The sequence below is a fragment of the Bradyrhizobium niftali genome (genome assembly GCF_004571025.1).
Classification (GTDB): Bacteria; Pseudomonadota; Alphaproteobacteria; order Rhizobiales; family Xanthobacteraceae; genus Bradyrhizobium; species Bradyrhizobium niftali.
In genome coordinates this window covers 88,566-112,117 of record NZ_SPQT01000011.1, presented here as the reverse complement: position 1 = coordinate 112,117, position 23,552 = coordinate 88,566, and the positions used below count along the sequence as shown (strand labels likewise).

General features: G+C 65.3%; 14 protein-coding genes. 2 read left to right on the top strand and 12 right to left on the bottom strand.

Annotation, left to right across the window (positions count from 1 at the left end; genetic code table 11):
* Positions 1–3: 3 nt before the first annotated feature.
* Genes treY through E4K65_RS20215 form a run of 6 tightly spaced genes read right to left on the bottom strand, consistent with a single transcriptional unit; the run spans position 4 to position 14,014 of the window.
* On the bottom strand, positions 4–2,790 hold the full coding sequence (gene treY / locus E4K65_RS20240; RefSeq protein ID WP_135175665.1) for a malto-oligosyltrehalose synthase: 2,787 nt from the start codon (positions 2,788–2,790) through the stop codon (positions 4–6).
* 1 nt (position 2,791) lies between these two features.
* A complete protein-coding gene (gene treZ, locus E4K65_RS20235) occupies positions 2,792–4,543 on the bottom strand; it encodes a malto-oligosyltrehalose trehalohydrolase (protein WP_135175664.1) in 1,752 nt (583 codons plus the stop codon).
* Positions 4,540–6,618: a glycogen debranching protein GlgX gene (gene glgX, locus E4K65_RS20230; protein WP_135175663.1), complete on the bottom strand. Its 2,079-nt coding sequence runs from the start codon at positions 6,616–6,618 to the stop codon at positions 4,540–4,542. The genes treZ and glgX overlap by 4 nt, the downstream gene beginning before the upstream one ends.
* 3 nt (positions 6,619–6,621) lie before the next feature.
* Positions 6,622–8,769: a 1,4-alpha-glucan branching protein GlgB gene (glgB, locus tag E4K65_RS20225; RefSeq protein WP_167770968.1), complete on the bottom strand. Its 2,148-nt coding sequence runs from the start codon at positions 8,767–8,769 to the stop codon at positions 6,622–6,624.
* Complete coding sequence (gene treS / locus E4K65_RS20220) at positions 8,762–12,055, bottom strand: maltose alpha-D-glucosyltransferase (protein ID WP_135175661.1); 3,294 nt, start codon at positions 12,053–12,055, stop codon at positions 8,762–8,764. Before treS ends, glgB begins: the two co-directional genes overlap by 8 nt.
* Before the next feature lie 12 nt (positions 12,056–12,067).
* Complete coding sequence (locus E4K65_RS20215) at positions 12,068–14,014, bottom strand: maltotransferase domain-containing protein (protein ID WP_135175660.1); 1,947 nt, start codon at positions 14,012–14,014, stop codon at positions 12,068–12,070.
* A 204-nt stretch (positions 14,015–14,218) separates the two neighbouring features.
* On the opposite strand from E4K65_RS20215, the gene malQ reads away from it, so the two are divergent.
* On the top strand, positions 14,219–16,180 hold the full coding sequence (gene malQ / locus E4K65_RS20210; RefSeq protein WP_135175659.1) for a 4-alpha-glucanotransferase: 1,962 nt from the start codon (positions 14,219–14,221) through the stop codon (positions 16,178–16,180).
* A gap of 30 nt (positions 16,181–16,210) precedes the next feature.
* The gene (locus E4K65_RS20205; protein WP_135175658.1) at positions 16,211–18,013 is read left to right on the top strand and encodes a glycoside hydrolase family 15 protein; all 1,803 of its coding nucleotides are present in this window, start codon (positions 16,211–16,213) and stop codon (positions 18,011–18,013) included.
* 13 nt (positions 18,014–18,026) lie between these two features.
* On the opposite strand, the gene E4K65_RS20200 is transcribed toward E4K65_RS20205, so the two are convergent.
* The 6 genes from E4K65_RS20200 to gnd form a co-directional block, all read right to left on the bottom strand.
* The gene (locus E4K65_RS20200; protein ID WP_235885687.1) at positions 18,027–18,506 is read right to left on the bottom strand and encodes a phytanoyl-CoA dioxygenase family protein; all 480 of its coding nucleotides are present in this window, start codon (positions 18,504–18,506) and stop codon (positions 18,027–18,029) included.
* Between the two features lie 407 nt (positions 18,507–18,913).
* Complete coding sequence (locus tag E4K65_RS20195) at positions 18,914–19,726, bottom strand: Cof-type HAD-IIB family hydrolase (RefSeq protein WP_135175657.1); 813 nt, start codon at positions 19,724–19,726, stop codon at positions 18,914–18,916.
* Positions 19,723–20,265 carry a gluconokinase gene (locus E4K65_RS20190; protein WP_135175656.1) on the bottom strand — a complete coding sequence of 181 codons (543 nt, stop codon included), beginning with the start codon at positions 20,263–20,265 and terminating at the stop codon, positions 19,723–19,725. The genes E4K65_RS20195 and E4K65_RS20190 overlap by 4 nt, the downstream gene beginning before the upstream one ends.
* Positions 20,252–21,001: a 6-phosphogluconolactonase gene (pgl, locus tag E4K65_RS20185; RefSeq protein WP_167770993.1), complete on the bottom strand. Its 750-nt coding sequence runs from the start codon at positions 20,999–21,001 to the stop codon at positions 20,252–20,254. Before pgl ends, E4K65_RS20190 begins: the two co-directional genes overlap by 14 nt.
* Positions 21,001–22,512, bottom strand: coding sequence for a glucose-6-phosphate dehydrogenase (gene zwf / locus E4K65_RS20180; RefSeq protein WP_135175654.1), 1,512 nt, complete (start codon positions 22,510–22,512; stop codon positions 21,001–21,003). The genes pgl and zwf overlap by 1 nt, the downstream gene beginning before the upstream one ends.
* 40 nt (positions 22,513–22,552) lie before the next feature.
* Positions 22,553–23,551 carry a phosphogluconate dehydrogenase (NAD(+)-dependent, decarboxylating) gene (gene gnd / locus E4K65_RS20175; RefSeq protein ID WP_135175653.1) on the bottom strand — a complete coding sequence of 333 codons (999 nt, stop codon included), beginning with the start codon at positions 23,549–23,551 and terminating at the stop codon, positions 22,553–22,555.
* Position 23,552 lies beyond the last annotated feature (1 nt).

Genomic DNA, 23,552 nt, shown 5'->3' with positions numbered 1-23,552 from the left:
GTTTCAGGCGCGCACGCGCTGCCGCGCAGGCCTGATGGCGCCCGCAGTGCGGGCCTCGATGACGGCCGCAGGAAAATCGCGGAAAGCCTGCGCGACCGGCAGTTCGTTGCCCGCAAGTCCCGGCGCGGTGTAGCCGGTGATGTCGATGGTGGCGTCAAAACCTTCGAGTGCGGGCCATTCCCGGCCGCCTTGCGTGAATGGCGCGAACAGCCGCCCAACCACGACGATCGCCGCAGCGCGGTCGTGGCGACGGGCGAAAGCGATGACATGATCGGCATGCGCGCCATGGACCTCCAGCGACTGGTAGTCGCCTTGCGCAAAAACGCCGGCGAGCTCGTTGCGCAGCTTGAGAAGGTGCCGCGTCCAGGCCAGCTTGATGCGGCCATCCGGCCAGGCCTTGATCAGGCTGCTCCAGTCCGGACCGGACAGCGAACCCAGCGCCGTATCCCGCGCGGAAAAATCCACCGCACGGCGGTTGTCGGGATCGACCAGCGACAGATCCCAGAATTCGGTGCCCTGGTAGAAGTCCGGGACGCCCGGCAGCGTTGCCTTGAGGGTGAGCTGGCTCAGCGAGTTCAACGCGCCGAGCAGCGCGACGCGGCGCGCCAGGGTTTGCAGTGCCCCCAGGAATTCGCCCGACTGCGCAGGATCGAGGATCTTCGCGACGAAGTCTCGTAGTCCGGTCTCGTAGATCTCGTGGGGATTGAGCCAGCTCGTCTCTTCCTTGCCCTCGCGCGCGGCCTTCAGCGCGTAGGCCTGGATGCGCTCCACGAAACCCGCATCCGCTGGGCTCTGCAGCGGCCAGGCGCCAAGCAGGGTCTGGTAGAGCATGTATTCGAACGTTGCCGATGGCGCGCGCAGATTGCCGTGGAGTGCGAGGTGCGGCGCGTTCAGCACTTTCCAGCGTGAAACCGCGCTGGTCCATTCGCCGGGGATTTCGCTGAGTGCTGCGATCCTGGCGCGGGCGTCCTCGCCGCGCTTGGTGTCGTGGGTGGCGGTTGCCGTCATCCCTTGCGGCCACTCCCTGGCACGCGCTCGCATGGCCTCGTGGAAGGCGGGAATGGTAAGGCCGGTGCTGGCGGGATCGCCGCCGACCTCGTTCAGCGCAAGCAGCCGGTGGAATTGGTAGAACGCGGTGTCCTCCAGCGATTTCGCCATCACCGGCCCGGTGAATTGCTGCACCTTCAGCGCGAAGCGGCGCACGCGTGGGGCGCTGTGCGGGGGCCGGCCGGGCTTGAGCAGGTCCATGGTCAGGGCATCGCGCAGGAAGTCGAAAATGCCCTCGTCGGCGGCGAACCACTCGGCACGGGCACGCGCGATGGTGTCGTCGATCAGCTTGCGATCGTGCGCGGCCGGCGCGCTTGTCGTGAGATAGGTGCGATAGACCGGGAAATGCAGCACGTAGAGCTCGAGCGCCTGCCGCAGGCTGTCGGCCGAGAAGTCGCGGGTCGAGTAATGCCCGTTGGCGATGCGCGCGAGCAGGCGCGTCAGCACGATGAATTCGCTGGTGAGCAGCGTCTCCAGCACGCGCCGCTTGGCCTCCTTGACGTAAGGTGCAAGCCGCGGTGGGCGATTGCTGACTTGCCGCCAGGTCTCGTCCAGCGCTTCCAGCCCCTTGGCGTCGACCAGCACTTGCGTGATGACGTTCATCCATTCATAGCCGGTGGTGCCCTGGACGCCGGCGAATTGCGGCAGGCGCTCGTGCTCGCACAGGATCTTTTCGATCACGGTGTAGAACGGCTTGGTGTTGCCTTGCGCGTCGCGCACCAGCCGGCGCAGCCGCTGGCAGTACTGGGCGGGATCGCGCAGGCCGTCGACGTGATCGAGACGGATGCCGTGCAGCTTGCCGTCGGCAACGAGCTGCTTCACCAGCCGATGCGTGGCAGCGAACGTGCCGGGGTCCTCGACGCGCAGGCCGGCGAGCCCGTTGACGTCGAAGAAGCGGCGGTAGTTGATGTCGCTGGAGGCGAGCCGCCAGTGGCCGAGCTTGTAGTGCTGGCGTTCCAGCAGATGATGCAGCGCCAGCGTCTGCGCCGGACGGTCCTTGGCCGCACGATAGGCGGCGAGGCCGCGCGCGATGATGTCGGCCGCGCCCGCGATCTCCTTCAGCTCCGCCTTGAAGCCGGGGGCTTCCTTGCGGTTGGGCCGGCGCAGCCCGGTGTAGCGGGCCGCGAGCGAAAGCAGGCGCTTGCCGGCCTCCGTCTCGGCGGCATCGGCTTCCTTCACGAACATCCGCAGCATTTCGCCATAGCGCTCCGGGGCGATCGGCAGGCGATGCTCGAAATACCAGGCGGAAAGGCTGCCTTCCCCGGCATCGTAGCGCAGCTCGATGTCGCCGCGCTCCAGCGCCTCGCCATAGGACGAGCCGAGGATCGGCAGCAGCACGCCGCCGCGGGCGCGGTGGGGCAGCAGATCCCAGTCGATATCGAAGGCGACCGCGTGCGGCGAGGTCGGTCCCCATTCCAGCACGTCCAGCCACCAGGGATTGTCGGCAAAATGCACGCCGACATGGTTCGGCACGAAGTCGATGATGAGGCCTAGGTCGTTCTGCCTGAGAGCCTCGCTCAGCCGCGCAAAGCCGGCCTCGCCGCCGAGCTCCGGATTGAACTGGCTGTGATCGACGGTGTCGTAGCCGTGCGTCGAGCCCTTGCGCGCCTTCATCACCGGCGAGGCATAGAGGTGCGTGATTCCGAGCGATTTGAGATAGGGCACCACCGCGGCAGCCTTGTTGAAGTCGAAATCGGCGGTGAGCTGAAGCCGGTAGGTCGCGAGAGGAATGGCCGGAGGCATGTCAACCTCCGAGGCGCCAGACCACCGACCAGGGCGGAAGCCGATCGCCGGCCGCGCCGCCCCAGATCGGCGTGCCCGCGCTGTCAGTGGAAATGATCTCGTGATCCGAGAGATTGGCGAGGAGGCGCAACGTCGTGCCGTCACCCATGCGCCAATGCGCGCGGAGCAGGCCGCTGTCGGCCGCCTCGGCGTCGCCGAAGCTCGCGCCTTTCAGTCGCGGCATGATCTCCTTGCGGCGGAGCGCGAGCAGGTCACGCACCAGCGCAAGTCGTGCGTCCTGCTCCGGCGTGCGGCCGCTCCAATCGAGCACGGCCGACAAGGGTGTTGCCGGATCGAGCGGGTCGGGCACCTCGTCGCCGTATTTCTCGTAAGCCCAGGCATATTCCTGCCTGCGTCCCTTGCGCACGGCGTCGGCCAGCCCGCCCTGGAAGTCGCAAAAGAACGGGAAGGGGACCTTCGAGCCCCATTCCTCGCCCTGAAACAGCATCGGCACCATCGGCGCCAGCAGCGTGACCGCGAGCGCGGCTTCGATCTGCCGCGGTGATGCCAGGCTTTCGAGGCGGTCGCCGAGCGGACGGTTGCCGATCTGGTCGTGGTTTTGCAGGAAGTTGACGAAGGTCGCCGGCGGCAGCTCGCGGCTCGGCTCGCCGCGCGGCTTCTTGCCCCAGAACTCCGAGATCTCGCCCTGGTAGACGAAGCCCGAGGCGAGCGCGCGTGCGAGATCCATGCGCGGCGTCTGGTAGTCGGCGTAATAACCGGCGAGCTCGCCGGTCAGCATCACATGCCAGACGTGGTGATAGTCGTCGTTCCACTGCGCGCGATATTTGCCGTTCGGCGGCTCCTGCGCGGCGTCGAGCAGGCTGGCGCGGTTGTCGCCGTTCTCCAGCACGAGATGGATGTGCCGTCCCGTGGCCTTGGCAAGCTCGCCGGCGGCGACGCTGAGGTCTTGCAGCATCGACTGCTCGCCGGGCATTGCCATGATGTGGTTGGCGGCATCGAGCCGCAGGCCGTCGAAACGATAGTCGCCGAGCCAGGACAGCGCGTTCTCGACCGCAAAGGCCCGCGCCTGCGGCACGCGATAGTCGATGGCGCTGCCCCAGGGCGTGTGCGCGTCGGTGAAGAAGCTCGGCGCATAGCGGCCGAGGTAATTCCCTTCGGGGCCGAAATGATTGTAGACGACGTCGAGGAACACCATCAGCCCGCGCAGATGCGCCTCGTCGATCAGCGACTTCAGGTCTTCGGGACGGCCATAGGCGCTGTCGGGCGCATACCACAACACGCCGTCATAGCCCCAGCCACGGCGGCCGGCGAAATCGGCCAGCGGCATCAGTTCAAACGCCGTGATGCCGGTTGCTGTGAGATGATCGAGCCTGTCGATCATGGCGCGGTAGGTACCCTCCCGCGTGAAGGTGCCGACATGGCTCTCGATCAACACCGTCTCTTCCCATGGACGGCCACGCCAGTCGCGCGCGCGCCAGGCGAAGGCGTCATGATCGATCACCTCGCTCGGGCCGAACACGTCCTCGGGCTGGAAGGCGGAGGCCGGATCGGGCACGTCGATCTCGTCGTCGATCCTGAATTTGTAGGGACTGCCGGCGGTCAGGCCGGCGATCTCGGCCACATACCAGCCGTCCTGCCGGCGCTGCATCGCGTGCCTTCGGTCGAGCAGAAGATCGACGCGTCGCGCGCCGGGAGCCCACAGGCGGAACGACACGCCGTCCTTGGTCGGCCTCGCGCCGAAGGATGGCCTCATAGCGCCCCCGCAAAGGCGAGCACGGAGCGCGGCGGTGCCTTGCTGTCGCTCCCTGGCGGGAAGTCGATCGTGTTCAGCTTGGCATCGGTCGTGTTGAGGATCTGCTGCCAGCTCTTGTATTCGGTCATCTTGGGCAATTTGAATGCGATTTCTTCGGGGGCGGCGTTCAGGACGATAAAGATCGCGGCGCCGCCCGGTTCCATCGGCCCCATCACATAGGAGAGGAACCGCCCTTCCGGGAATTTCCAGTCGTTCTCCGTCATTTCTTCCCCGGCAGGCGTCAGCCACAATGCGCCGTAGGAGAGGCCGTCCTTGGGCCGGCCGTCGAGCCAGCGATGGCTGCGAAGCTGCGAGAAGCGGCGGCGGATGTCGGCGAGATCGGCGACGAAATCGACCATGTCGTCGCCGTCCTTGCCGAGATTGCCCCAGCCGACCCAGCCGACCTCGTTGTCCTGGCAATAGGCGTTGTTGTTGCCGGATTGCGAATTGCCGACCTCGTCGCCGGCGAGAAGCAGGGGAACGCCCTGCGCCAGCATCAGGCAGGCCAGCACGTTCTTGCGAAGCTGGCGGCGCAAGCCGAGAATCGCGGGATCGTCGGTCGGCCCTTCGACACCGCAATTGTTGCTGTGGTTGTCGTTGGAGCCGTCGCGATTGTCCTCGCCATTGGCCTCGTTGTGCTTCTCGTTGTAGCTGAACAGGTCGGCCAGCGGGAAACCGTCATGCACGGTGATGTGGTTGATGCTGGCGCGCGGCCGCCGGCCGTCGTGGTTGAACAGGTCGGATGATGCAGTCATGCGGCTGGAGATGTCGCCGATCAGGCTGCCTTCGCCGCTCCAGTAGCGGCGCATGGCGCTGCGATAGCGGTCGTTCCACTCCGACCATTGCGAGGGGAACGCGCCGACCTGGTAGCCGCCGAGGCCGAGGTCCCAGGGCTCGGCGACGAGCTTGACGGCTGCCAGCACCGGATCCTGCCGGATCGCGGTCAGGAACGAGATGCCGCGATCAAAACCGTTCGGCCCGCGTGCGAGCGTGGTGGCGAGGTCGAAGCGGAAGCCGTCGACATGACAGACCTCGACCCAGTAGCGCAGGGAATCCATCACCATCTGCAGCACGCGCGGATGGGTGAGGTTCACCGACGAGCCGCAGCCGGTGAAATCGTCGTAATAGCGCGGGTTCTCGCGGTTCAGCCAGTAATAGGAGGCGTTGTCGATGCCGCGGTAGCACAGCGTCGGGCCGAGATGGTTGCCCTCGGCGGTGTGGTTGTAGACGACGTCGAGCATCACCTCGATGCCGGCATCGTGCAGGCGCGCGACCGTGGTGCGGAAGGAATCGAGCGCGTTGTCCTGGGCGTAGCGCGCCTCGGGTGCGAAGAAGGACAGCGTGTTGTAGCCCCAGTAATTGGCGAGCTTCTTCTCGACCAATATGCGATCGTCGACGAAGCTGTGGATCGGCAGCAGCTCGACCGTGGTGACGCCAAGCTTCCTCAGGTGCTCGATCATTGCCGGCGATGACAGGCCGCCATAGGTGCCGCGCAAATTCGGCGGAACGTCGTCGCGCTTCTGCGTCAGGCCCTTGACGTGGGCCTCATAGATGATCGTGTCTTCCCATGCGATGTTGGGGCGGATCTCGCGCCGGCCCCAGTTGAAGGTCTCGTCGACCACGACGGCTTTAGGCATGCCGCGCGCATTGTCGCGCCGGTCGAACGACAGGTCCTCGCGCGGGCTGCCGGTACGGTAGGCGAAATGCGCATCGCTCCAGACCAGCCGTCCGGCGAGCCGCTTGGCATAGGGATCGAGCAGCAGCTTGTTGGCGTTGAAGCGGTGGCCGTGCTCGGGCTCGTAGGGGCCGTGCACGCGATAGCCGTAGAGCTGGCCCGGCGAGACGTCGTTGAGATAGCCGTGCCAGACGTCCTCGGTCCTTTCCGGCAATTCGATGCGCTCGAGCTCGCGGCGGCCCTGCGTGTCGAACAGGCAGAGCTCGACCTTCTGTGCGTTGGCCGAGAACAGCGCAAAGTTGGTGCCGCGTCCGTCCCAGCTTGCGCCGAGGCGTGCGGGCGATCCAGCAGTCAGGCGCATCGGTCAGCTTTCCGGAACGAGGAAGATCGCGGCGAGCGGCGGGATGGTGAGGCGGAGCTCGGGCGTCTTGCCGTCAACGGCATGAACCTCGCCGATGTTCCCGACATTGCTGCCGCCATAATGGGCGGAGTCCGAGTTGAGTACCTCTTTCCACTTGCCGGCAAACGGCACGCGAACGCGATAGTTGCGATAGACGTTGGGGGAGAAGTTGACGATCACCAGACAGCGCGCGTGCGCGTCGATCCCCTTGCGCAGCCAGGCGAACACGTTGCGGTTGGCGTCATCGGTGATCAGCCATTCGAAACCGGCCTGGTCGCAGTCCATCTGATGCAGCGCCGGCACCGCGCGATAGAGCCGGTTGAGATCGCGGATCAGCGCCTGGATGCCGGAATGATACTTGTATTCGAGCAGGTGCCAGTCGAGCGACCGGTCGTGATTCCATTCGCCGCTTTGCGCGATCTCGGCGCCCATGAACAGCAGCTTCTTGCCGGGATGGCCGAACATGAAGCTGTAATAGGCGCGCAGATTCGCAAAGCGCTGCCATTCGTCGCCGGGCATGCGGCCGAGGATCGAGCGCTTGCCGTGCACGACCTCGTCATGCGACAGCGGCAGGATGAAGTTTTCCGAGAAGGCGTAGTGCAGGCCGAACAGGATCTCACCGTGATGATGCTTGCGGTGAATGGGATCCTTGCTGATGTAGTTCAGCGTGTCGTGCATCCAGCCCATGTTCCACTTGTAGCCGAAGCCGAGCCCGCCGAATTCGACCGGGCGCGAGACCTGCGGCCATGCCGTGGATTCTTCTGCCGCCGTGGTGGCCTGCGGAAAGCGGGCGAACAGTTCGGTGTTGAAGCGGCGCAGGAAATCGATCGCCTCGATGTTCTCCCGTCCGCCATACTGGTTCGGAATCCAGGCGCCGGGCGGACGGCTGTAGTCGAGATAGAGCATGGACGCGACGGCATCGACGCGCAGGCCGTCGATCGCGTAGCGCTCCAGCCAGAACAGCGCGTTCGACACCAGGAAGTTCGTCACTTCGGTGCGGCCGTAATTGTAGATCAGCGTGCCCCAGTCGAGGTGCCGGCCCTGGAGCGGGTTGGCGTGCTCGTAGAGCGAGGTGCCGTCGAAGCTGCCGAGCCCGTGCGGATCGTCCGGGAAGTGACCGGGCACCCAGTCGAGCAGCACGGCGATGCCTTCGCGGTGGCAGGCGTCGACCAGCGCGGCAAAATCCTCCGGCGTGCCGAACCGGCTGGTCGGCGCATAGAGGCCGGTCGGCTGATAACCCCAGGAGCCGTCGAACGGGTGCTCGCTGACGGGGAGGAATTCGAGATGAGTGAAGCCCATGTCGCGGGCATAGGCCGGCAGCTGCTCGGCCAGCTCACGGTAGGTGAGCCATTCATTGTCGCCCTTGCGCCGCCACGAGCCGAGATGGACCTCGTAGATCGACATCGGCGCCGACAGCGCATTGATGCCATCAGGCGCCGGGCGCGGCCGCGGCAGGTGCGCCTCGTCGAACACGATGGAGGCCGTCTTCGGCCGCACCTCGCTCGCAAACGCCAGCGGGTCGGATTTCAGCGGCAGCAGATGGCCATGCGGGCCGATGACCTCGAACTTGTAGTGATCGCCGTTCTTCGCATGCGGAATGAACAATTCCCAATAGCCGGCACCGCGCACCCGCATGGGATGGCGCCGACCGTCCCAGAAATTGAAGTCGCCGACCACCGACACGCGACGCGCATTCGGCGCCAGCACGACGAAGCCGATGCCGTCGATGCCTTCGAGCCGCATCGGATGCGCGCCGAGCTTGTCGTAGAGGCGCTGATGGGTGCCTTCGCCGAGCAGATAGAGGTCGAAATCGGTCAGGATCGGCGGAAAGCGGTAGGCGTCCTCGAACTCGACGACGTTGTCGCCGAATTTGGCGCGCAGCTGGTAGTGCTTCGAGCCGTTCGGCAAGGCGCCGACGAACAGGCCTGCGTCGTGGACGCGGTCGAGCCTGGCGACCTCGCCGTGCTCGCCGACCGCCTCGACATTGGAGGCCTCGGGCAGAAAGGCGCGCACCACGCTCTTGCCGCCCTCGGGGTGCAGCCCGAGATAGTGGAAGGGGTCGGCGTGGCGGCCCTCGATGATCGCGTAGGCCTCGGCTGGTAGTTTAGGCATGGGCTTCGCTCTCGGCATTGGACAGAATGCGAAGCAGTCCGGTCAGCGGCGCATGGAGCCCCTCAGGTCGGTGGGACAGCTCGTACTCTACTTCGTCGAACGCTTGATCAAGCAGGAAAAACCTTAACAGGCCTTCCGCGGACTGCGGAGCTTCCGGCCACAATCGCCGATCGGTCACGGCCTCGCGATAGGCGGACAGGAAGGTCGTGGTGGCGCGCACGCGCCATTCGGCGAGCGCGGCCACAAGCCGGCTCTGCTCGTCGGTACCTCCTGAAAGGGCTCGGCCAAGCGCCGCGTTAACCGAAAGATGGATCGAGCGGATCAGGCCGGCGACGTCGCGGGCGGCCGGCGCCTTGCGCCGCCTGTCGGCCAGCGGCAGACGCGGATCGCCGTCGAAGTCGATGATGAAAATATCGTCCTTCACGATCAGAATTTGCCCGAGCCGGAAGTCGCCATGATGACGGATGTTCAACCCGTCGATGTCGGATGGCAAGAGCGCATTCAGGCGGTCGGGCAGGCTCGAGCGCACTGCCGTGAGCTGGTCGATCAGCGGCCGGTCCGCTTCCCGCAGGCCGTCGCGGCTGTCGGCCAGTCGCTCGAAAACCCGCTCGGCGCGTGCCTTGAGGTCGGAGACCCAGTGTTTGACATGGGCGGAGCCGATCGGCTCCGGAGCGAGTTCATCGGGCGTTGCCGCAGCCAGCGCGACATGCAGCTCGGCGAGGCGCCGGCCGATCTGCGCGATGAAGTGCAGGTAGGGCGCCTGCTCCTGGGTCTCGCGCGGCGCTTCGTCCGCCCGGAAGACGCGCTGCTCGTCGATATAGCGGTCGAGATAGCCCGTGGTCACCGCCCAGCCGTCGCCCTGGTTCTCGACATAGGCGTGCAGCACGCCGAGCGTGCTGCGCTGATCGCCCTCGACCAGCTCGACGCTGCCGAGCAGCGCCGGCGTATTGGCAAAGCGAGCGATCTCGGTGAGGTAGCGGCCGATCTCGATCTCGGGATTGGTGCCTCCTTCGAGCTGGCGATAGATCTTGGCGACGTATTGGTTGTCGACCAGCGCAGTGCTGTTCGACTGCTCGATCGCGCGGATGCGTTCTGGCTCCTTGATGGTGTAATCGGCGAACCGGCTGGTCGCCTTGAACTCGAGCCGCAGATTGTTCTCTTCCACCACCAGGTTCTGCGACAGGTTGCGCAGGAACAGGCCGATGAAGATCTGGTCGGTCGCGACGTCGAGCAGCGTGCCCTCGCGCGCACCCTGGCGCACGGCGGCGAGCGCCCTCGGATTGAAGCGCTCGCGGTCGAAGCGCACCCACTCGATCTGTAACGGCATCACGTAGCGTGTCGCCCCGTCTTCCTGCTTGGTCTCGAAGAACGCGATCCAGGGCCGGTTGTCACCGATGTCGCAGAACGGCACCGCCGAGGTCAGCGCGGTCTCGATTTGCTTGGGATTATGCTCGGGATACCATCTCGTCCGTGACAAGAATCCCGGCAGCACGTCGCGTTCGAAAACACCGCGCTCGCGGGCGAGAGAAACCCAGTTCGAATTCACCGGTACGACCAGCGTCTCGAACTCCGGCACCGCTCGCGACGTCACCGGCTCGGACTTGTCGCGCTCCATGAGCTGGAACCAGTAGAAGCCGTACGGCCCCAGCGTGATCATGTAGGGCAGCTCGCCGATTGCCGGGAAGCGGGTGCGGCCGAGCATCTCCTGCGGGATGCGGTCCTTCCACGGCGTCAGGTCGAGCTCGGTCGCCTGCGCCGCCCGCGAGAGGTTGGCGACGCAGAGGATCACCTCGTCGCCATATTGCCGGACATAGGCCAGCACGGCGCGGTTGGCGGGGCGGATGAAGGTCATGGTGCCGCGGCCGAAGGCGAGCGTCGACTTGCGCACCGAGATCAGCCGCTTGGTGGCGCTGAGCAGCGACGACAGGCTGCGCGACTGCGCCTCCACGTTCACCGATTCATAGCCGTAGACCGGATCCATGATCAGCGGCGCGTAGAGACGGGCCGGGTCGCAGCGCGAGAAGCCGCCGTTGCGGTCCGGGCTCCACTGCATCGGCGTGCGCACGCCATTGCGGTCGCCTAGATAGATGTTGTCGCCCATGCCGATCTCGTCGCCGTAATAGATGATCGGCGTGCCGGGGAACGACAGCAGGAGCGAGTTCATCAGCTCGATCTTGCGGCGGTCATTGTCCATCAGCGGCGCGAGGCGCCGGCGGATGCCGACATTGATGCGGGCGCGGGGGTCGTTGGCGTAGGTGGTCCAGAGATAGTCGCGCTCGACGTCGGTGACCATTTCCAGCGTCAGCTCGTCGTGGTTGCGCAGGAACAGCGCCCATTGGCAGCTTGCCGGAATGTCCGGCGTCTGGCGCAGGATGTCGGTGATCGGGAAGCGGTCCTCCTGCGCGATCGCCATGTAGATGCGCGGCATCAGCGGGAAATGGTAGGCCATGTGGCATTCGTCGCCACGGCCGAAATATTCCTGCACGTCCTCCGGCCATTGATTGGCCTCGGCCAGCAGCAGCTTGCCCTTGGAGTAGGAATCCAGCTCCTGGCGCAGACGCTTGATGATCGCATGCGTCTCCGGGAGGTTCTCGTTCGAGGTGCCCTCGCGCTCGCAGAGATATGGAATGGCATCCAGCCGGAAGCCGTCGACGCCGGCGTCCAGCCAGCGCTTCATCACCTGGATGAGGGCGCTGACCACGCGCGGATTGTCGAAATTGAGGTCCGGCTGGTGCGAGAAGAAACGGTGCCAGTAGAAGGCGCCGGCCTCGTGATCCCAGGTCCAGTTCGACTTTTCCGTGTCGGTGAAGATGATGCGCGTGCCCTGGTATTTCTGGTCGGTGTCGCTCCAGACATACCAATTTCGGGCGCTCGAGCCCGGATGGCTGCGGCGTGCGCGCTTGAACCATTTGTGCTGGTCCGAGGTGTGGTTGACGACGAGCTCGGTGATGACGCGCAAGCCGCGCTTCTGCGCTTCCTGGATGAAGCGCTTGAAGTCCTTCATCGTCCCGAAATCGGGATTGACCGAGCCGTAATCCGCGATGTCGTAGCCGTCGTCGCGCCCGGGCGAAGGATAGAACGGCAGCAGCCACAGCGCGGTGACGCCGAGCTCCTGGAGATAGGGCAGCTTCTCGGTCAGGCCGGCGAAGTCGCCGATGCCGTCATGGTTGCTGTCGGCAAACGCCTTGACGTGGAGCTGGTAGATGATGGCGTCCTTGTACCAGAGCTCATCCACGACCTCGGCAGCCTCAATCTTCTTGGTGTCGACGGAAGACAGAACATTCATGGCGCTCAGCCTTTACGCCAGGCAGCGGAACAGCAAAGCCGGATCGCGGTCGGGATCGATACGCAACCTGATCCCGCCCCATTCGATGCGGGACTGTTCGCCGGTGAGGAGATTTTCGAGGGCGGTGACGTGGCGGCGCTCGCCGCCGACGTCGATGGTGAGGTCGCCGAGCGGCAACCAGAATTCGCGCACATGGCGCGAGAGTGCGATGGCGGCGACGACGGTGTTGACCGGGTCGGTCGCTTCCTTGACGAAGGCGATTGTCTCGCCGTCCTCGATGCCGAGAAACCGCAAGTTCGCCGTCTGCTGGAGCGCCGCATTGTCGTTGCGGATGCGGTTGAGCCCGGCGATGTAAGGCTTGATGTTGCCGGGCTTGTCCCAGTCGCGCTGCTTGATCTGGTATTTCTCGGAATCGAGATATTCCTCATGGCCGGGGACGGCTTCGTGCTCGAGCAATTCGAAGCCGCTATAGATTCCGTAATTGCCCGACAGCGTCGCGGCCAGCGCGAGCCGTGACTTGAAGGCCCAGGCTTCGCCGTTCTGCAGATGATAGGGCAGCAGGTCGGGCGTGTTCGCGAACAGGTTCGGGCGATAGAAGTCGCGTTCGGGATAACGCGTCAGCTCGCCGAGATATTGCTCCAGCTCCCACCTCGAGGTGCGCCAGGGGAAATAGGTGAAGGACTGCGCGAAGCCGAGCTTGGCGAGGCCTTTCATCAGTTTCGGCCGTGCAAACGTCTTGGAGAACAGGATCACCTCGGGATGCCGGCGGCGGATGTCGCGGATCAGCCACTCCCAGAATGGAAGCGGCGCGGTATCGTGATTGTCGATGGCGAACATGGTGACACCATGGTCGATCCAGAACAGCATGGCGTCGCGGAACGCGTTCCACAGCCCGGCCCGGTCGACGGAGGCGAAATCGGGGATGACGATGTCCGAATAGGGGCCATCCGCCGTCCGTACCGAACGGTCGGGCCGCCACTTGAACCATTCCGGATGCTGCCTCAGCCAGGGATGGTCCGGCGAGCATTGCACGGCGAAGTCGAGCGCGAGCTCGAGGCCGTATTCGAGGCAGGTCGCGACCAGCGCGCGGAAATCCTCGATGGTGCCGAGCTCGGGATGCAGCGCGTCGTGTCCGCCCTCGGCGGCGCCGATCGCATAGGGCGAGCCGGGTTCGCCCTCGGTGGCGACGGGTGAATTGTTGCGGCCCTTGCGCCTGTGATGTCCGATCGGGTGGACCGGCGTGAAGTAGAGCACGTCAAAGCCCATCGCGGCGATATCGGGCACGCGCGCGATGCAGTCGCGCAGCGTGCCGTGCCGGCCGGGGACCCGGCTCTGGCTGCGCGGCATCATCTGATACCAGGCGCCAAAGCGCGCCTTGTCGCGGTCGGCGATCAGCGGGAACGGCGGCGAGCGGGTGAGGTCGGGCCGCGACTGGCTCTCGGCCATTGCGTTGCCGAGCTCGGTTGAAAGCAGCGGGGTGACATCGCCGGTCTGAAGATAGTCCTCGCATTGTCTGACGATCACCGCCGCGGCGTCTTGCCGCGCGCCATGCGCCTTGGTCAGGAGCCCGGCGCCCTCGATGGCGTCGAGGCTGACATCGGCGCCGGACAGTTGCTTGCGCGCGACCGCGTGAGACCAGGTCGCGAACTCGTCGGTCCAGGCTTCGATCGCGTAGACATATTGGCCGGGCTCGACGGGCGTGAACGCGCCGGACCAACGGTCATTGCCGTGATGGATCATCGGCTCGCTCCGCCATTCCCGGTCCTGCTCGCGTCGCCAGATCAGCGCGGCGCCGATCACGGCCTCGCCGTCGCGGTAGATGTCGGCCCACACCTCGACGCGCTCGCCCGCGATCCGCTTCACGGCGAAACGGCCGCCGTCGATCAAGGGATAGACGTCTTCGATGAGGAAAGCGCTGCCGGCTGCGGCACTTTCGACAGTTTGAATTGTCTTGTTCACGGTGATGCCATTGACAAGAAAGCAGGGCCCGTTTCCCTTGCCGGGAACCTACGCTTGATACCTATATAGAAAGCCGCTTGTGTGTCATTAGTTCCCCCTGGGAACGGCAGGCCCTGTTCGTGAGTTGCCCCTGACTAACGTCTTCCGCCACCTCGTTAAAATCCCCGCCCCCGGCCAAACAATGGCCTGCAAGCTGCGTGCCGAATGGATCTTTTAGCTCAAGCCCAGATCAAGGGTGTTCAGTCCGAATTCGTCGACGCCCTCGGAAAGCTGCGGGTCACCGATCCCGTGGCCCTCAAATCCATCCTCGACGCCCTGCCGGAGAAACGGGTCTATCGCTTCGTCAGCGGGCCCGTTGTGGTTCGCGCCCTGGGACATCCGCGGACGGAATTGGCGGCCACCGGCGCGCCGCCGCTGCAATGGAAAATCGCCGGCAACGGCAATGTGATCGCACAAGGCGCTACGCGCGAGCCTGTCATCGCCTGGCCCGCCGGCCTGCCGCTCGGCTATCACCGCTTGACGCTGACCGATGCCGAAGGCGTGACCGAAGAGGTGCCGATGATCGTGGCGCCCGAGCGCGCCTTCGGCGGCGATTTCGACCGCGGCTGGCTGCTCGCCGTGCAGCTCTACGGCGTCCGCTCGAACCGCAACTGGGGCATCGGCGATTTCACCGACCTCGCCGACCTTGTCCGGCTCGCAAAACAGCTGGGGGCCGACGGCGTCGGCCTCAATCCGCTGCACGTGTTGTTCGACGACCACCCGGCCGATTGCAGCCCCTATTCACCGAACAGTCGGCTGTTTCTCAATCCGCTCTACATCGACGTCGAGGCGATCCCGGAATTTTCCGCAGACCTCGTCCCCGACGCGGCCGCGACCGCCGCGCGGTTGCGCGAAGGCGACCGCGTCCCCTATGCCGACATGGCGGCGCTGAAATGGCTGGCCTTGCGCGCTGCCTTTAACAGCTTCGTGAGGAGCGCGAGCGGTGTCCGCCGCAATCAGTTCGACGCCTTCCGCGCGGACCGCGCGCCGCTGCTGTCCCGCTTTGCCTGCTTCGAGGTGCTGCGGCATCGCTTCACCGGGCCGTGGTGGGAATGGCCGCCCGAGTGGCGGCAGCCGGAGGAGGCAAAATGCGCCCAGCTGCGCAACGGTCCTGACAAGCGCGAGGTCGAGTTCGTCGAATTCGTGCAATGGACCGCCGATAGCCAATTGCATGCCGCCAAGGAGCTGGCCGGCCAGCTCGGCATGCGGGTCGGGCTTTATCTCGATGTGGCCGTCGGCGTGCAGTCCAACGGCTTCGATGCCTGGAACGAGCAGACGGCGATTTCGCGCCATCTCGCTGTCGGCGCGCCGCCCGACGTGCTCAACACCGTCGGCCAGGACTGGGGCCTTGCCGGCTTCAACGCCGGCGGCTTGGAGGCGCAATCCTTCGTGCCGTTCGCCGACATGCTGGCCGCCTCGATGCGTCATGCCGGCGCCATCCGGATCGATCACGTGCTCGGGCTGAAGCGGCTTTATCTCGTGCCGCGCGGCTTCAAGCCCGACAACGGCGCCTATGTGCAGATGCCGTTCGAGGCGCTGCTGGGCGCGGTCGCGCGCGAGAGCGCGGCCCATAAATGCATCGTGATCGGCGAGGACCTCGGCACGGTGCCGGAAGGTTTCCGCGAGACGATGCAGGATTTCGGCATCTGGTCCTACCTCGTCATGATGTTCGAGCGCGACGATGCCGGCCACTTCCGCAACATCGACTATTACCGGCCGAACGCGCTGGTGACGCTGAACACGCACGACCTCTGCACCTATGCGGGTTGGCGCTCCTTCAGCGATCTCAAGATGAAGCTGTCGCTCGGGCTCGATCCCGGCGAAAACGACCAGGCGCGCTGGGATGCGCTCGGGGCGCTCGACGAAATCCTGCGCCAGAACGGCATCAACGCCAACGATCTCTATTCGGTGCTCGCCTTCCTGTCGCGCACGCCGTCCCGGCTCCTCGCGGTGTCGATGGAGGATCTCTTGGGTGTGATCGACCAGCCAAACATCCCCGGCACGATCGACGAACACCCGAATTGGCGCCAGCGCCTCCCGGTTACGCTCGACAAGATCGCCGCCAAGGTTAATCTTGCGGCTTTGAAGGCTGCGACGCGGGAACGTTCACTGTCCGGCGGGAGTTGACGCGCCGGAAATTTCTCGGGCTCGGAAACATTGTCTCAGAGGATCGAGGACTATGCGCTGATCGGCGATTGCGAGACCGCTGCGCTGGTGGGGCGCAACGGCTCGATCGACTGGCTGTGCTGGCCCGCGTTCGATTCCGATGCCTGCTTTGCCGCAATCCTCGGCACGCGCAGGAACGGCCGCTGGCTGATCGCGCCGGGCGAGGAGGCGACCCGCACATCGCGCCGCTACCTCGGCAACACTCTCATCCTCGAGACGCGGTTTGAGACCAGGAGCGGCATTGTCGAATTGATCGACTTCATGCCGCCGCGCGGCAAGGCGTCAGACATCGTGCGGCTGGTGCGCGGCGTCAGCGGCACGGTGAAGCTGCGGATGGAGCTCGTGATCCGCTTCGGCTTCGGCGTCGATATTCCCTGGGTGCGCCGTTGCAAGGACGGCTCGCTGCTTGCGGTCGCCGGCCAGGACATGACCGTGCTGCGCACGCCGATCGAGACCCGGGGCGAGGACCTGACGACGGTCGCCGAATTCGAGGTGAAGGCCGGCGAGACCGTGCCGTTCGTGCTGACCTACGGCCCCTCGCATCTCGATCCGCCCGCGCCGATCGACCCGGAGATCGCGCTCCAGGAGACCGAAAAATTCTGGCAGGACTGGTGCAGCCGCTGCACGCGGGACGGCGAGTATCACGATCTCATCATGCGCTCGCTGATCACGCTGAAGGCGCTGACCTTCGACCCGACCGGCGGCATCGTCGCGGCGCCCACGACCTCGCTGCCCGAGAAGCTTGGCGGCAGCAGGAACTGGGACTACCGCTTCTGCTGGCTGCGCGATGCCACCTTCACGCTGCTGGCGCTGATGAACTCGGGTTACACCGAGGAAGCCTCGGCCTGGCACAATTGGCTCTTGCGCGCCGCCGCCGGCTCGCCGGCGAACATGCAGATCATGTACGGCATCTGGGGCCAGCGGCGGCTGCTGGAATGGGAGGCGGGCTGGCTCGACGGCTATGAGGGCGCCAAGCCGGTGCGCATCGGCAATGCCGCGCATGCACAGCTCCAGCTCGACGTCTACGGCGAGCTGATCGACGCCTTCCACCAGTCGCGCATGGCGAAGCTGAAGCTCGATGACGAGAGCTGGGCGCTGGAATGCGCCGTGCTCAACCATCTCGCCGAGGTCTGGGACCATCCCGACAACGGCATCTGGGAACGGCGCGGTGAGCCGAAGCACTACGTGTTCTCCAAGGTCATGACCTGGGTCGCCTTCGACCGCGGCATCAAGAGCGCCGAGACCTTTGGCTTCAAGGCGCCGCTGCTACATTGGCGCGCGCTGCGCGAGGCCATTCATCGCGACGTCTGCAACAAAGGCTTCGATGCTGAGGAAAACGCCTTCGTCGAGTCCTACGGCTCAAAGCTGCTCGACGCCAGCGTGCTGCTGCTGCCGGCGGTCGGCTTCCTGCCGGCGGAGGACCCGCGCATCCGCGGCACCATCGCGGCCGTCGAAAAGCACCTGATGCGCGACGGCTTCGTGCTGCGGCACGATCCGCGCGAAGTGTCCGAGGAAAAGCAGCCGATCGAGGGCGCGTTCCTGGCCTGCACCCTCTGGCTCGCCGATGCCCATGTGCTGTCGGGCGATCTCGGCACGGCGCAGGCGCTGTTCGACCGCGTGGCCGCCCTTGCCAACGACGTCGGCCTGTTGGCCGAGGAATACGACTCCGTGGCGGGCCGCCAGACCGGCAACTTCCCACAGGCGCTGACCCACATCGCGCTGATCAACACCGCGCATAACCTGTCGGCGGCAAGGCAGGGCAGCGAGAAGCCGGCGATGCAGCGGGCGAAGTAGTGACGGCCCTTTTCTAGACCCCGAGCCACTCCAAACCGCCGGGAAGCTCGCCAACGGCAAAATCCACCTGCAAAACGCGGCGATGCATCGGCGTGGTCGCCGCGTCCGATGCATGGAGAATGGGCGTCGCATACAGCCAGATGTCGCCAGGATCAGCCAGGCATGCAACCGTACCGCAACGCCTGACGACGTCTTTCACATCCTCCTCGGGAATCCGTCCGAGCTTATGCGACCCGGGCGCGATCAACAGCGGCGCATTGCTTGCCGGGACCGGATCGATGTGAACCCGCAGGGTCACCATGCCCGAGAGCAACGCAAAGGGTGGCTCGACATGCTGCATGCCGCTCTTGACGCTCCAGGTTTCGAAACCGTCGACAGGGATCCGCGCTTTCACGGCGATGGTGCGATCCTGGTGCCAGCCCAGCGCCCAGTTCGTCGCGGCCGTCTTGTCGAACAGGATGGCTCTGACCGGATGACAGGCCTCTCCAAGCACCGACCTAGCGCAGCTTCCGATAGGTCCAGCCGCGGCAAGGAAGCGCGCAAGACCCTCAACGCCTCTCAGCCTCAGTCCGGCGTGATCGGGCGGCAAATGAGACAAGATTGACGTCAGCTGGCGCAATTGATCGGATGCCAGCGCCTGCCGGAATAGCCGTGCGCCATCATCTGGAAAAACTAGATGTTTCATTTTCCAACGGCACTCTCTTTCCGTTCCCTCCCCCCTTGTGGGGGAGGGGCAGGGAGGGGGGTACCACACGGGGATTCTTTCCATCGCGCACCAGCTCTTGATGCATCATCAACAACCGGCACCTTTTCCTGGGCTACCCCTCTCCCTAACCCTCCCCCACAAGGGAGGGAACGCACCTTCGTTGGGGCGTTCGTCGAGTCTCATCCCATCAGGCCCTAGCCGACCCCATTCCGCTTCAAGATCATCTCCATCGCCTCGGCAAAACCGTCCTGCTCGTTGGTTGCGGTGACGTGGGTGGCCTGGTCCTTGACGTCGTCGGTGGCATTGCCCATGGCGATCGAGACGCCGCTGACGCGGAACATCGCAAGGTCGTTCTGCATGTCGCCGATGGTGGCGACCGCGTCGGTCGCGATGCCGAGGCGCTTGGCCATCGCCTCGACGAAGGTGCCCTTGTTGAAGCCGGGCGGGGTGATGTCGAGATAATAGGTCTGCGAGCGCACCGCGGTCGCTTCGCTGCCGAGCGCCTCCTGCATCGCCTTCTCGCAACGCTCGAGGCCCGCAGCGTCGGCGCTGGCGCCGACGATCTTGCAGGCGCTCGCAAGGTACGGCGAGAAATCCGTCACGATGGTCGGGGCGGAGCGGATGGTGTGCTGCTCATGGGCGACGTATTTGCCACTGGGGTTGTCGATCAGCCATTTGTCGGTGGTGAACAGCCAGATGTCGGCGCCGAAATCCCGGAGGATCTGCAAGGACCGCTCGGCGGCCGCTGCGGGGATGAGGTGCTGCTCGACCGGCCTCATCTCGGGATCGACGATCGAGGAGCCGTTGAACGGGCCGACCGGCAGCCACAGCGCGAGCGGCTCGATCAGGAAGCGCATGCCGATGGCGGGACGGCTGGAGGTGATGGTGAAGCCGATGCCGGCCTGGTGCAGCCGCTGCACGGCGGATCTCGCACGTTCCGTCAGCGTCTTGTCCTTGGTCAGCAGCGTGCCGTCGACGTCGGACACCACGAGAGAGATTTGCGTCATGGCAGGACCTTGGGTATTGCGCCGCCCAGTTTCAATTGCCGCACGACGCCGTCTACGATCGCCTCGACGGTTTCGTCGATCGAGACGGTGATGACGTGCTCGCTCGCCTCCGGGGCTTCCAGCGTGTTGAACTGGCTGGTCAGCAGCCCTGGCGGCATGAAATGGCCCTTGCGGTGTGCGAGCCGTTCGGCGATCAGCTCCTTCGTGCCCTTCAGGAAGACGAAGCGGACGTCGTCGCGCCCCCGCAGCAGCACGTCACGATAGGTGTGCTTCAGCGCCGAGCAGGCGATGATGACGTGCTGGCCGCTCCTGCAGACCCGTTCGATCTCGTCGGCGATGGCATTGAGCCAGGGCCAGCGGTCCTCGTCGGTGAGCGGATGGCCGGCCTTCATCTTCTCGACATTGCCGGCGGGGTGAAAGCTGTCGCCGTCCTCGAAGCGCCAGCCGAGCCGCTCGCCCAGCGCCTCCGCAACCGTGCTCTTGCCCGAGCCCGACACGCCCATCACGATCAACGCACAAGGTGCTTCAACGCGGCCCACGAATTTCCTCCGGAAGCGCGGCCTGGTCGACCAGCCAGACGGTCTCACCATTCGAGCGCGCGCGTACAGCCGGCAGAGTCTCGCCATTGAGGAGGCGCGTCAAGATCGGCTGCTTGTCATGTCCCGCAATCTCGAACAGCATTTCGCGGCAGGATGCAAGGACGGGCAGGGTGAGGGAGACCCGCGGCACGAAGGGGGCCACATTGGCCTTTGGCACCCCGACGACCCAGCGCTGCATTTCCTCGATCTCGGGATAGCCGGGAAACAGCGAAGCGGTGTGGCCGTCCGGGCCGGCGCCCATCAGAACCAGGTCGAACAGCGGCCGGGCCGGATCGAGGCTTCCCGAACCGTAGAACGCCTGCAGCTCGCGCGCATAGGTCTCGGCGCTTTGATCCGGGCTTTCGGCCGCGGTCGGGATCGGGTGGATATGGCCGGAGGGCGCGTTGCGATCGAGAAAGGCCGCGCGCGCCACCGCCATGTTGTTGAGGGGATCGCTCTCAGGCACGAAGCGCTCGTCGCCGATGAACCAGTGCACGCGATCCCACGGGATTTTTCCGCGCCAGGCATCGCCGCCGAGCAGCTGATAGAGCTTCTTCGGGCTGGAGCCGCCGGTGAGGCAGATCGCGATTCGCCCCGCGTTGGCCGCAATCCGCGCCATGACCCGTTCGGCCGCGGCTTGCGCAAGGGCCTCGGCGTCGGCTGCGACGATCAGCTCCGGCTGGCCGGCCGCCGCCATCACGAAAACTTCCGCCAGCTTCGTCCGTCGCGCCGGAGCAGCTCATCTGCGCAGGCGGGGCCGTCGCTGCCGGCTTCATAGGTCTCGATGCCGTTGGTGCCCTCGCTCTTCCAGGCGTCCAGGAACGGCTGCACCGCCTGCCATCCGGCCTCGATGCCGTCGGCGCGCTGGAACAGGATGTTGTCGCCGATCATGCAGTCGTAGATCAGCGTCTCGTAGCCGGTCGAGGGATCGACGCGGAAATAGTCGCCGTAGCGGAACTTCATCTCGACGCCGTCGATGGTGATGCTCGGCCCCGGGATCTTGGCGTTGAACTGAAGCTCGATGGTCTCGGTCGGCGCGATGCCGATGGTGAGGAAGTTCTGCGACAGGCGGTCGACGTCCGTGCCCGAGAACATCGACAGCGGCGCCTGCTTGAACTTGATCGCCACTTCCGTCCGCTTGTGGCCCAGTGCCTTGCCGGTGCGCAAGTAAAACGGCACGCCGGCCCAGCGCCAATTGTCGATCATCAGCTTGAGCGCGACAAAGGTCTCGGTGGTGCTGCCGGGCTTGACGTCCTCGGTCTTGCGATAGTCCGTGATCGCGTCGTCGCCGATGCGGCCGGCGAGATATTGCGCGCGCACCGAATTTTTCAGCGCCTCTTCACGGCTTGGCTGCTGGATCGAGGTGAGCACGTCAGCCTTCTCGGAGCGCACGGAATGCGCGTCGAACCGGGCGGGGGGCTCCATCGCGACCAGCGACATCAACTGGAACAGGTGGTTCGGCACCATGTCGCGCAGCGCGCCGGTGGCATCGTAGAAGCCGCCGCGATGGCCGACGCCGAGCTTCTCCTCCACCGTGATCTGGATGTGGTCGATATGGTTGCGATTCCAGATCGGCTCGAACATGCCGTTGGCGAAGCGCAGCACCAGGATGTTCTGCACCGTCTCCTTGCCGAGATAGTGATCGATCCGGTAGATCTGGTGCTCGTCCATGATCTTCAGCAGCTCGGCGTTCAGCGCGCGCGCCGAGACGAGATCGGTGCCGAACGGCTTTTCGATCACGAGGCGTCGCCAGGCGCCGTTCTCCTTCATCATGCCGGTGCGGCCGAGCTCGCGCGCGGTCGGCGCGAACGCGGCGGGCGGGGTCGCGAGATAGAACAGCCGGTTGCCGCCGGTGTCCTGCGCGCATTCCAGCGAATCCAGATGCTCACGCAAGCGGTCGAAGGACGGCGGGTCCTTCGGGTCGGCTTCGACGAAGGTCAGGCATTGCAGCAGCTTCTGGGCGATGTCGTCGTCCACGGGCCGGGTCGCGAACTGGCGCAGGCCCTTCAACAGGCTGTCGCGCAGCTCGTCATCCGACTGGCCCTTGCGGGCCACGCCGACGACGCAGAATTTTTCCGGTAACAGGTGCTCGGCCGCCAGATTGTAGAGCGAGGGCATCACCAGGCGATGAGTAAGGTCTCCGGTCACGCCAAAGATGACGAAGGCGCAATTTTCCGGCTTGCGCTTTGCTTGCGGGTCTTTTGTCACGAATGATCGGCCTTCGCTCTGTTACCTGTTACTTCGGCTTTTACTTGGGCTTCGAAGCGCCCGGCTGCTTCGGCTCCTTGTGGCCGCCGAAACCCGCGCGCATCGCGGAGAGAATTTTTTCGGCAAAGGTGTGTTCCTTGCGGGAACGGAAGCGTGTGTAGAGCGCCGCGGTCAAAACTTCGGCCGGCACCGCCTCGTCGATCGCCGCATTGACGGTCCAGCGGCCTTCGCCGGAATCCTCCACGAAGCCGGAATATTCCGAAAGCTGCGGGCTGTCGGCGAGTGCCGTCGAGGTGAGGTCGAGCAGCCAGGACGGGATCACGCTGCCGCGCCGCCAGACTTCTGCGATGTCGGCGAGATCGAAATCGTAGCGATGATCCGCCGGCAAGGCATCGATGTTGGCGTTCTTGAGGATGTCGAACCCTTCGGCATAAGCCTGCATCAGGCCGTATTCGATGCCGTTGTGGATCATCTTGACGAAGTGGCCGGCGCCGACGGGACCGGCGTGGATGTAGCCCTGCTCGATGCGGGGATCGCGCCCCTCACGTCCGTCCGTGCGCGGAATGTCGCCGGCACCGGGGGCGAGCGCGGCGAAGATCGGATCGAGCCGGTCGACCACCTGCTTCTCGCCGCCGATCATCATGCAATAGCCGCGGTCGAGACCCCAGACGCCGCCGGAGGTGCCGACGTCGACATAGTGGATGCCGCGTGCCTTCAGCGCCTTGCCGCGGCGGACGTCGTCCTGCCAGAAGGTGTTGCCGCCGTCGATGATGACGTCGCCTTCCTGCATCACGCCCGCGATCGTGTCGATCGTCGCCTCGGTGATGCGCCCCGCCGGCAGCATCACCCAGGCCGTGCGCGGCCGTTCGAGCTTTGCGATGAACTCCTCCAGCGTCGCCGAGCCCACCGCGCCGTCTGCGGCAAGGCCGGCGACGGCCTTGGCGTCCTTGTCATAGACCACGGTCGAATGGCCGTGGCGCATCAGGCGGCGAACGATGTTGCCGCCCATCCGGCCGAGGCCGATCATGCCGAGTTGCATC